The following is a 10837-nucleotide window of genomic DNA, read 5'->3' as shown; positions in this document are numbered from 1 at the left end:
AAGGCGCAGGGGAATAGTAATATTCCTGACCAACCTACGAATACAAAGCGATCGCGCTTTAACCAGTCGTCTAATACGTCAAACCACCCTCTACTGGGGGCGCGTCCAACTGCGATGGTCATTTGACTACAATCCTTGGTTTTTTACTAAAATTGCTACGTTTTTTAAGCTGTGTTCCGGCGATTCTACCAATTTATGGTAACTACCGTAAGAAATTCAACGTTTTTTCCAATCTCAGCAGCCTTTGAGAATGTGAGATTGTGAGAACTGACTACTTAAAAAAGTCATCACTTCTTTAGAATTATGTCATGTTCAGCCACCATTAACCAGTAATCTGGGTTTTGTTAGCTTAATGATTCTTAACTTATCACATTCACCGGGGTTTGCGCTGGATACGGGCAAGAAAATTAAATATTTACTATCTCCAATCCTATCAATATCAGAATTTTAACAATTTGACACAAGTTTTCTCAGAATCAGAAGACAGAAAAAATTCTCCCTTATCCCCCAAAGCCCATAATATCCTTGATAACTTGCAATTAAGACGGCTTGAGTGTCAAACTTGAGAAAGATAGTCCAAGGTAGTTTCATGACGGTATCAACAACGATTAACAAAGGCGAGAACCTTCTCTATCAAAAGGTTCTGGGTTCACGTCGGTTCAGCAACTACTGGTGGGCAACTATTGTTACTATGGGAGCCAGTGGTTTTTTCTTAGCTAGTATCTCCAGTTATCTCAAGGTTAATTTACTCATAGTTACTGATCCCACCCAACTGATATTTGTCCCTCAAGGATTGGTGATGGGATTATACGGTGCTGCTGGCTTGCTATTAGCCTTATATCTGTGGCTGGTGATCTTATGGGATTTAGGCGGCGGCTATAATGAGTTCAATCGGGAAACGGGGAAATTAAAAATCTTTCGCTGGGGTTTTCCGGGGAAAAACCGTGAAATCCAAATTGACGGACGTATCCAAGATGTACAATCCGTGCGTATTGTGATTAAGGAAGGTCTTAATCCTCAACGCGCTTTGTATCTCCGGCTTAAGGGTAGACGGGATATTCCCCTCACCAGAGTGGGTCAACCCTTGTCTTTGGCTGATTTGGAAACTCAAGGTGCCCAATTAGCTCGTTTTTTGGGAGTATCCTTAGAAGGACTCTAGAAATTTTGGATTTTGGATTTTGGATTGCTGATCAATCAATAATGATCATGCTCGATCTGATCAGAGTTGTTTTCACGGTTTAAAATCCAAAATTCCACATTTCTGCCAGAAAAGATCGGATGCTTTGAGGATTTACGCAAAACTGAAGGAAAGTAGAGGTAATTCATGTAGCAAGATCCCGCAGGATATTACCCCTACCGAGGAATAGGTTTTTAAGTTTTTTTAGTCCACTGAGGTACGCGGTTCATTCCTGATTCCTGTACCTAAGTAGGATAGGAAATGCTATATATCTTCCGTAAGTCCTAACTTTGATTGATTCAGTCACTAACAATGCAATTAAAATTTCCACAATTTTTTGTAGCTTGGTTGATTATTTTTGCTTTGACTTTGGGAGGATGTACGAGCGGTATAGAATCTTCTAATACATCCCCAACTTCAACAGCTACTACAAGCACAGAAACAGTATCAAAAACTACTAATGAGAGTATTCCCAGTATCAAAGATTTACCACGGCTCGAAGGTAAAGCTACAGTGGTGATGACAGTGAATGGCGCACCAATTACGATTGAATTAGATGGCATAAATGCGCCAATTACTGCGGGTAATTTCGTGGATTTAGTGCAAAAAGGTGTTTATGATGGTTTAGTATTTCATCGCGTTGTCCGTGATCCTCAACCTTTTGTCGCTCAAGGTGGAGATCCACAAAGCAAAGACCCGAAATTTCCTGCCAATAGACTGGGAACAGGTGGTTATATTGATGCTAAAACTGGGAGTGAGCGCCGTATACCTTTAGAAATTAAGCCCAAAGGCGCAAATGAGCCTATTTACAGTCAGACAATTACTGAGAAGCCAGAGTTACAGCATAAGCAAGGATCGATCGCTATGGCCCGATCACAAATGCCTGATTCTGCTTCTTCTCAATTCTACTTCGCTTTAGCAGATTTATCATTTTTGGATGGTAATTATGCTGTATTCGGTAATGTAACTGAAGGCTTTGATGTAGTTAATAACATTAAACAAGGCGATCGCATTGAGTCGGCAAAAGTCACCCAGGGTGCGGAAAATCTGAAAAGTCCTGAGTAGTCATTGGTCATTAGTCAGTGGGAAACATCATTGATAATTGGATTTTATTCCCCATTTTTCAAGTATTCCCACTGCTGACTTGTCACTTGTGAATTTTGACATCAAATCTCAAATCTCAAATCTCAAATCTCAAATTGGTTAAGGTTGTTGTTACTGGTATTGGTTTAGTTTCTGCTTTAGGCAAAAATCTGGAAGATAGTTGGCAAAATCTACTAATTGCTAAAACTGGGATTAAATTACATCAACTATTTCCAGAATTGGGGGTGATTCCTTTAGGCTTAATTGCTGAAAAACCTACGACGTTAAGCGCCATAACGGAAATAGTTGTGACATCAGCTTTACAAGATGCCCAATTAGTACCGCCTTTACCTGATTGTGCTGTAGTCATTGGTTCTAGTCGTGGTTATCAAGCGTCCTGGGAAATGATGGCGCAAAACATACATGAACAAGCGGGAGGAGCAAATTTAGACAATTGGTTAAACACTTTACCCCAAATGAATGCGATCGCTGTGGCCCGACAAATAGGAGCATCAGGGGCAATTCTAGCACCAATGGGCGCTTGTGCAACAGGAATTTGGGCGATCGCTCAAGCTGCTATGTTAATTAAAAGCGGTGAGTATCAAATAGCGATAGCTGGTGCAGTAGAAGCAGCTATTACACCTCTAACAATTGCCGGATTTCAGCAAATGGGGGCTTTAGGGAAAACAGGAGCATATCCCTTTGATTTATACCGGGAAGGCTTAGTATTAGGTGAAGGTGGTGCTGTATTTATCCTCGAATCTGGGGAGTTGGCAAGTCAACGTCAAACCAAGGTTTATGGGGAAATATTAGGTTTTGGCTTGACAGCGGACGCATATCATGGTATATCTCCAGAACCAGAGGGCAAAAGTGCTATGGTCGCAATTAAGCAATGTTTAGAACGTAGTCAGATGACAGCAGCAGCTATAGACTACATTCATACCCATGGTACAGCTACCCAATTAAATGACCGCATGGAAAGTAAAATTATCCAAAGTTTATTTCCAGCAAAATTAGCAATTAGTTCTACTAAAGGTAGCACAGGTCACACATTGGGAGCATCGGGGGCTTTAGGTGTAGCGTTTTCACTAATGGCATTGCGGAATAATATATTACCTCCCTGTGTAGGACTTCAGCAACCAGAATTTAATTTAAACTTGATTAGATCAGCACAAGAAAGTAAAATTAAGAATGTTCTGTGTTTTAGCTTTGGTTTTGGTGGACAAAATGCTGTTATAGCTTTAGGAAATCTGAAAACCTGATATTCTACTAGTGAGATTTTTTTAGCTGATTAATTACTGTATATTACCAGTTAATGGCGATCGCGTTTTAAATTAAAAATAACTTTTTCTAAATACCACTTGGTTGATTTACCTGGATGCTTATTTTGTTCATGTCTCAAAAGTCTTTCTGCAGTTACATTATCTGATTGTAATAGCATTAATAATTGTTTCCAAAGCCTTTTTTCTGCACTTCCAAAAGTGAAACGATTGGGATCTAATTTTCCGGTTTTTTGAGCCTTAGATATACGCCGTTTTTGGCTACGAATTACAGATATTGCAAAAAACAAGGCCGTTATTATTAGAATTAGCCAAAGGGATAAAATCAAGGTGTACATATTCAAGGAAATTAGTATAATTAATTACAAAATATAGGAATTATCTAAATATATACATCCGTAAATATTCTGATTTTATTTAGCTTAAAATTAGACAATCAAGCCAGAAATTCCCGACTTACTTAAATTTATTAAAGTTAACTTAAGGATAAGTTATGAAAGAATTTAAAATACTTAAAAACTTATATTCTCAAGATTTAGAAACCAGAAAAAATTGGTATTCCAACGTAGCAGAAGCTTATAATAAATTCAGACCTTGCTATCCAGAAGAAATTATTAATGGTGCTATAGAAATAGCTCAAATTTCCCCAAAAGCTAATATCCTAGAATTAGGTTGTGGACCAGGAAACGCAACTTTAGCATTTGCTAAATTAGGCTTTTCTATGATTTGTCTAGAACCGAGTTTAGCAGCTTGTCATTTAGCAAGAAAAAACTGTGAAATGTACCCACAGGTAGAAATTCAGCAGACCACTTTTGAAGAATGGGAACTAGAACCTGGAAAATTTGATGCTGTTTTAGCAGCAACTTCTTTTCATTGGATTAATCCTAAATCTGGTAATATCAGAATTGCAGAAGCTTTAAAAAACGACGGTGCTTTAATTTTGCTTTGGAATATGACTCCCCAACCAGAATATGAAATATATCAAATTTTCCGGGAAATTTATCAAAAGTATGCTCCATTTTTAGATAGGTACGAAGATATAAAAACTCAAAAACAGATAGTTGAAAAATTAGGACAAATAGCTATTAATTCAGGTAAATTTAAAAATCTAGTTTCTGAACAAATAGTATGTAAAGCTAATTATTATATTGATGATTTTCTACTACTTTTAAGCACTTATACACCTTACCTAAAACTAGATATAGAAACCAGAAGTTGTTTATTTACAGAATTAAGAAAAAAGATAGAAAACAACTTAAGAGGAAATATTCAAATCACTTATATCTCAGCCTTTCAGGTTGCTAAAAAAGCTGAGATATAGTTTAACTGATACCATTCCTCTTGATTTTCCGGAATGTATAAATGTGAAACTACTTACATACCCTCTACCAAAGTCTGATATTGTTCTGCTGTAAGAGAGTCCTCTATTTCAGCAGCATCATTAGCGCGCACTTTAATGAACCAGCCTTCGCCATAGGGATCATCCGCTACTTGTTCTGGAGCGTTTATTAAAGCTTCATTACGTTCTATGACTGTGCCACTAACAGGTGAATTAAGTGTTTCCACGGCTTTTACGGATTCAATAGTACCAAAGGTATCTCCCTTGGTAATAGTATCACCAATGTCTGGTAGTTCTAAAAAGACAATATCACCCAATTGTTCTATAGCAAACTGAGTAATACCGATAGTAGCAATGTCGTCATCCAGACGAACATATTCATGGGAATCTAAGTATCGCAAATTCTGGGGATATTCAGAAGACATATCACTTTCTCTTCAATATTAAAACAATAGTGTGACGAGCGTAACCTAAACTCATTATTCCTCAAAAACCTCAAAGATTATACTATATTCCTCTACTTGACTGAAGTGGGAAATGCTATATCACTTAATAACACGATTTTTTGAGCGATAAAATGGGCGTTTCACAACTACAGCGGGGTAAGCTTTACCGCGAATTTCCACTTCTAGCTGTTGTTTGACCGTTGCTAACTGACTGGGAACATAGGCCAAAGCTATGGGATAACCAAGTGTCAGGGATAGAGTACCACTTGTTACTTCTCCTACGACTTTACCCAGTGATAATACATGGTAGCCGTGACGGGGAATATTCCGTCCTTCCGTTTGTAAACCTACGAGTTTACGCGGTACTCCTTCGGCTTTTTGCTGTATTAAAACTTCCCTTCCTATAAAATAACCTTTAGTATCTAAATGTACTAACCAACCTAAACCAGCCTCTAGAGGTGTAATGGTATCATCAATGTCTTGTCCATAAAGTGCCATTGCAGCTTCTAAGCGCAGGGTGTCTCTACAACCAAGTCCACAGGGAACAACACCAACATTATATAGATTTTGCCACAAGTCTATACCCACAGCGGAATCTACCATGACCTCAAAACCATCTTCTCCTGTATAACCTGTCCGAGCGAGAAATGCGTATTTTCCGAAAATGGTTGTTTCTAAATGTCCAAAAGCCTTAATTGCTGATAAATCGTCTGTGACTAAAGATTGAAGATGATTAGTAGCTGTTGGACCTTGAACAGCAATTAAAATTTTATCCCGTGAAAGGTCTTGAAATTCAACTGTATTTGGATCAAGATGCGCTAATATCCATGTTTTATCTTTATCAGTGGTTGCAGCGTTGACGATAATTACAACCTTTTGCGTATCAAAACTGTCTGCACCTTGGTAGTAAATAATGATGTCGTCAATAATTCCACCTTGATGGTTTAGTAAAACGGTATATTGTGCTTGTCCAGGTTGTAAACGAGTTAAATCTGAAGGAACTAAATACTCAAGTTGGGAAATCAGGTTCTGACCTTGGAGGATAAATTTACCCATGTGAGAAATATCGAACATTCCCGCCGTATTTCTAACACTGTGGTGTTCTTCTATGATACTACTATATTGTATGGGCATTTCCCAGCCACCAAAGCTGGTAAATTTGGCTTTAAGTTCTACACCCATTTGATATAAAGGGGTTCGCGCTAGAGATTGGTTTGTATTTTCTGGATTAGCCACAGGTAGGTAGTTATATTTACGTGGAATAGGAATTCAAAAATTTATACATGAAAGACCTGAAAACTTGACTCCTTTATTAAACCTCTCCCCGTGGAGAGGAGAGACTCAGAACCTTTCAAACCCAGTTTTTAGTCAAAAGCAAGTAGAGTTTCTCACTATTTTGAGTATATCTATCCTAGTGGACAGCTTCTAATTTAGCAGAGAATTACTTCTGACTCCTTCCTGCGGTTTAATGATTAATAGTGGAATTGTTGAGATTTATTAAGCAAAGATGATCAAGTATCGCCCAATATTGGCTAGTATGATTTTAGCCTTGGTGTTGTTTGTTTTCCCTTTATCAGCCCAAGCTGCAAGTTCTTCTAATGTTACTAGTTTTAACATGAATCAGGGAGTCGCGGGAAAGGACTATTCTGGTCAAAGTTTAATTAGAACTGAGTTTACAAATGTGAAATTAGGGAATAGTAACTTTAGTAATGCTGATTTGCGGGGTGCTGTTTTTAATGGTTCTTTATTAGAAGGTGCAAATTTACATGGCATTGATTTTACTGAAGGTATTTCCTATTTAACAAGATTTAAAACCGCTGATTTAAGTGATGCTGTGTTGAAAGATGCAATGATGTTGCGTTCTACCTTTGATGATGTTAATATTACTGGTGCTGATTTTACCAATGCAATTTTAGATATGGTACAGGTGAAAAAACTCTGTATTAACGCCAGTGGTGTAAATTCTAAAACAGGTGTAGATACTCGTCAATCTTTAGGATGTAAATAAATATACTTATCCCCTTCACTACGGAGAAGGGGTTTTCAGAAAAACTTAGTAATTCTAAATTTTAGTAATTCTAAATTATGGTTCTTCAGTATTGACTAATACTGATAAAATCCCAAATAGCTTCGGCCACAACATCAGGACAAGATTCTGGTAAATTACTTTCTCCATGGGTAATATTATGTAACTTAATATTGGGAATTAGTCGAGCATAAGTATTACTTCTAGATATAGCAATGGCGGTATCTTCACCACTTTGTAAAATTAAACAGGGAAATTTAATATTAGGCAGGTGTTTTTCTAAAAATTCTGCTTCTATTTCCGGTTTTTTGCGGTTAAAAAGTAAGTGAGAGGCTGTAGGGTAATCTAACAAAGTTTTTCTTAATTCTAAATCCTTAGTGATTTTTTCTTCCCAACCAATCAATTTAATTAAAGGAATAATTAAGCGTAAAAATTTAATTACCCATGGTGGACAATTCAATAAGCACCGTCTTTTTTCCCAATACTGTTTTTGTCCTTCTGCTGCTACACCCTCCGGGGATAACAGTATCAAACCATATATTTGTTCTGGATATTTTACAGCATAACTAGCAGCAATCCAACCTCCTAAAGAATTACCAACTAAATAGACTTTTTCTAATTTTAAAGCCTCTAGAAAATCAGCTAAACACTCCACTTGTAAATCTATAGAATGGTGAATATTAGGATTTGCTGATTCACCAAAACCTAATAAATCTAGTGCAAAACAATGGATACCCTCCGCTATTGATTCCATTGTTGATACCCATTCGCTACCATCATTCCATGCACCATGCAGAAAAACCACGGGTATTCCATTACCAACCTCGCGCCAGAATAATATCCCTTGAGAAAGTTTTCTGCGGGAGTTGCGAAATAAAATATTCATTTTAATACTCATTTACTCATTTTTGTAATTCCTAATTAATAGACTTTGGATTTAATTTTCAAACCCAAAATCTTCAATTTTCCATCTTTTACGCAAGAGTTGTTAAGCCATTTAAATAGTCTTGTAACTGACGAGAATGATCATGAGACATATCTGGTTGTGGTAGAGAACTAAGGGGAAAAGCTTGGATTTCCATAACTTCTAAATTATCTTTTATGGCCATTTTTCCTGCGACTTCGGCTTCCACAACAATACAGATAGAATGAATACGAGGATCACGATCTGGTGACGAGTAAACTCCCACTAAACGGCGAATTTCGACTAATTCTAGCCCCGTTTCCTCCATTAACTCCCGACAGACTGCATGGGGAACATCTTCTCCCCAATCCACCATACCACCCGGTAATGACCAACAACCATCATCCTTTCTTCTAATTAACACAATTTGACCATCAGGTAAAATAGGGATAATGCTTGTACCTGTAATGGGATGGCGAAATATAATACCCAGTATAGTTTGCCCAAAGTGCCATAAGCTACGTGTGGACTGAATCATTGACTTAAAAAAAATAAGAATGTTCAAAGTTCAAATTCCCTCATTATATTTTAGAACAAGAAACCCGTCCAGAACTACCTATTACCTATCACTTACCCAAATTTAGCTTGACATCAGACTTTTTAATAAGATATAATGGTATGCTGTTCAAAGTGTATTGATTGCAGCACTAGGCTAAAAAAGTATATCAATAATATCGGTAGCTAATATGGCCTAAGTCATGCCTAGATGCCATTTTTTTGTTGTTTATTCATGAGGTGAATATGGCAAAGCGCCGTAACCCGAAGAAAGAGAAGGCGCTACGAAACCAGGCCTACGCCAGAAAGTTTCGTAAACGGACTACTACAGGTAGAATGGGCAGAAGATTCCAGCAAAGATCGCCCAAGAGTGAAGAGGACGAAGGCACAGGGGCAGCAGCAATGGACGCTGCTGATTAATGTATCTGGTTAAATTTTACTCTTTCATATTTTGAATTTTTGGGGTGTACACTAGTACACCCTTACTTGTGTGATTAGTCAGTAGTGCGTTGTTCGTTGTCATTTGTCAAAAGTGAATTACCAATTACCAATTACCCATTACCAATTCCCTGAATTGAAAATTATTTTCCGCTGAGTTGAGTCCGGGCATTAATAATAGCCTCTCTAACTTGAACAAACCCTGTGCCTCCATAGCTATTGCGGGCTGCAACAACTTGACGAGGGGCTATAGCTTCATAAATATCCGCTGCAAAGGCAGGATGAATTTCTTGCCACTCTTCTAACTGCAAATCTTTAAGTAGTTTATCGGCAGCAATACTGGTTTTCACGACTTTACCAACAATATTATAAGCTTCTCGGAAGGGTACACCACGGGCAGCGAGATAATCTGCAACATCTGTAGCATTAGCAAAGTCCTCTGTAACCGCTGTTGCTAATCGCTGATGACGAAATTCTAAACCTTCTTGCAGTAAAATTGTCATTGCCTCTAAACAGGCTTTAACTGTGTTCACGCTGTCAAAGATACCTTCTTTGTCTTCCTGTAGGTCTTTGTTATAAGCCAGTGGTAAACCCTTCATAATCACTAACATGGCTTGCAAATGACCAAATACCCGCCCTGTTTTCCCTCTGACTAATTCTGGTACGTCGGGGTTTTTCTTTTGGGGCATAATGCTAGAACCTGTAGCACAGCTATCTTTAAGGGTGACAAAACGAAATTCTTCTGAAGCCCACAAAATCACTTCCTCGGAAAGACGGCTGAGGTGAACCATGATTATACTAGCAGCACAGAGAAATTCTATGGCAAAATCCCGATCGCTCACCCCGTCCAAGCTATTAGCATAAACGTGATCAAAATGCAATAAATTGGCTGTATAGTGGCGGTCAATAGGAAAAGTTGTTCCCGCTAAAGCCCCACAACCCAAAGGGGAGATATTCACTCGGCTATAAACGTCTGCTAACCGTTCCCAGTCCCGTTGTGCCATCTGAAAGTATGCTAGTAAATGATGTGCTAAACTCACGGGTTGGGCTCGTTGCAGGTGGGTATAACCAGGAATCAGCGTTTCTACATTTTTTTCGGCTATATCTAGTATAACCCCTTGAAACTCCCGCAATTGCTGGCGAATTTGTTGAATTTGATCACGGAGGTACAATCTAGTATCAGTACCTACTTGATCATTGCGAGAACGGGCTGTGTGTAGCTTTTTACCGACATCCCCGACAATTTCCGTTAGTCGCTTTTCTACAGCAAAATGCACATCTTCGGAGTCAATACCGGGCTGAAATTGTCCCTGGTGGTATTCTTGACGAATTTGTTCTAAACCTGTAAATAGTATTTCCCCTTCTTCATGGGAAATTATCCCCGTGTGAGCTAACATTTTAGCATGAGCTTGAGAACCAGTAATATCATATTCGATAAGTTCAATATCAAAACCTATACTGGCATTAAAGCGAGCGATCGCCGGATGTAGCGCGGACTCAAACCGCTGACTCCAAGTTTGTTTTTTGGTCATAAATCTGAAGAGAGGAAGAATGTGCTAATAGATATTAAATAGATATTAGAGGATGTT

Annotated in this window: 11 protein-coding genes and 1 pseudogene; 5 read left to right on the top strand and 7 right to left on the bottom strand. The window is 38.2% G+C overall.

The window, feature by feature from the left end:
* Positions 1-122, bottom strand: a pseudogene (locus H6F39_RS11930) (photosystem II D2 protein (photosystem q(a) protein)); the annotation flags it as partial.
* A 467-nt stretch (positions 123-589) separates the two neighbouring features.
* On the opposite strand from H6F39_RS11930, the gene H6F39_RS11925 reads away from it, so the two are divergent.
* The 3 genes from H6F39_RS11925 to H6F39_RS11915 all read left to right on the top strand — a co-directional run bounded on the left by H6F39_RS11925 (position 590) and on the right by H6F39_RS11915 (position 3522).
* Positions 590-1159: a photosystem I assembly protein Ycf4 gene (locus H6F39_RS11925; RefSeq protein WP_028082775.1), complete on the top strand. Its 570-nt coding sequence runs from the start codon at positions 590-592 to the stop codon at positions 1157-1159.
* Between the two features lie 330 nt (positions 1160-1489).
* A complete protein-coding gene (locus tag H6F39_RS11920; RefSeq protein WP_137907838.1) occupies positions 1490-2242 on the top strand; it encodes a peptidylprolyl isomerase in 753 nt (250 codons plus the stop codon).
* 134 nt (positions 2243-2376) lie between these two features.
* Complete coding sequence (locus H6F39_RS11915) at positions 2377-3522, top strand: beta-ketoacyl-ACP synthase (protein ID WP_137907859.1); 1146 nt, start codon at positions 2377-2379, stop codon at positions 3520-3522.
* Positions 3523-3572: 50 nt separating this feature from the next.
* On the opposite strand, the gene H6F39_RS11910 is transcribed toward H6F39_RS11915, so the two are convergent.
* Positions 3573-3878, bottom strand: coding sequence for a hypothetical protein (locus tag H6F39_RS11910; RefSeq protein ID WP_206753553.1), 306 nt, complete (start codon positions 3876-3878; stop codon positions 3573-3575).
* A 155-nt stretch (positions 3879-4033) separates the two neighbouring features.
* On the opposite strand from H6F39_RS11910, the gene H6F39_RS11905 reads away from it, so the two are divergent.
* Complete coding sequence (locus tag H6F39_RS11905; protein WP_137907840.1) at positions 4034-4861, top strand: class I SAM-dependent methyltransferase; 828 nt, start codon at positions 4034-4036, stop codon at positions 4859-4861.
* Between the two features lie 53 nt (positions 4862-4914).
* Here the strand turns inward: H6F39_RS11905 and gcvH are convergent, their stop codons facing one another.
* Positions 4915-5304, bottom strand: coding sequence for a glycine cleavage system protein GcvH (gcvH, locus tag H6F39_RS11900; protein WP_137907841.1), 390 nt, complete (start codon positions 5302-5304; stop codon positions 4915-4917).
* A gap of 120 nt (positions 5305-5424) precedes the next feature.
* Positions 5425-6561 carry a glycine cleavage system aminomethyltransferase GcvT gene (gcvT, locus tag H6F39_RS11895; protein ID WP_190396765.1) on the bottom strand — a complete coding sequence of 379 codons (1137 nt, stop codon included), beginning with the start codon at positions 6559-6561 and terminating at the stop codon, positions 5425-5427.
* Between the two features lie 274 nt (positions 6562-6835).
* Between gcvT and H6F39_RS11890 the strand changes: the two genes are divergently transcribed.
* Positions 6836-7333 (top strand): pentapeptide repeat-containing protein, encoded by a 498-nt coding sequence (locus tag H6F39_RS11890; protein WP_137907860.1) that lies wholly within the window; start codon positions 6836-6838, stop codon positions 7331-7333.
* A gap of 85 nt (positions 7334-7418) precedes the next feature.
* On the opposite strand, the gene H6F39_RS11885 is transcribed toward H6F39_RS11890, so the two are convergent.
* The 3 genes from H6F39_RS11885 to argH all read right to left on the bottom strand — a co-directional run bounded on the left by H6F39_RS11885 (position 7419) and on the right by argH (position 10780).
* Positions 7419-8237, bottom strand: a complete 819-nt coding sequence (locus tag H6F39_RS11885; protein WP_190372146.1) for an alpha/beta fold hydrolase — start codon at positions 8235-8237, stop codon at positions 7419-7421.
* Positions 8238-8325: 88 nt separating this feature from the next.
* On the bottom strand, positions 8326-8793 hold the full coding sequence (locus H6F39_RS11880; RefSeq protein WP_370539384.1) for an NUDIX domain-containing protein: 468 nt from the start codon (positions 8791-8793) through the stop codon (positions 8326-8328).
* A gap of 598 nt (positions 8794-9391) precedes the next feature.
* A complete protein-coding gene (gene argH, locus H6F39_RS11875; protein ID WP_137907844.1) occupies positions 9392-10780 on the bottom strand; it encodes an argininosuccinate lyase in 1389 nt (462 codons plus the stop codon).
* Between the last annotated feature and the right edge of the window lie 57 nt (positions 10781-10837).

The organism is Dolichospermum sp. FACHB-1250 (genome assembly GCF_014696335.1).
Classification (GTDB): Bacteria; Cyanobacteriota; Cyanobacteriia; order Cyanobacteriales; family Nostocaceae; genus Dolichospermum; species Dolichospermum planctonicum.
This window is presented reverse-complemented; position numbering and strand designations above follow the sequence as displayed.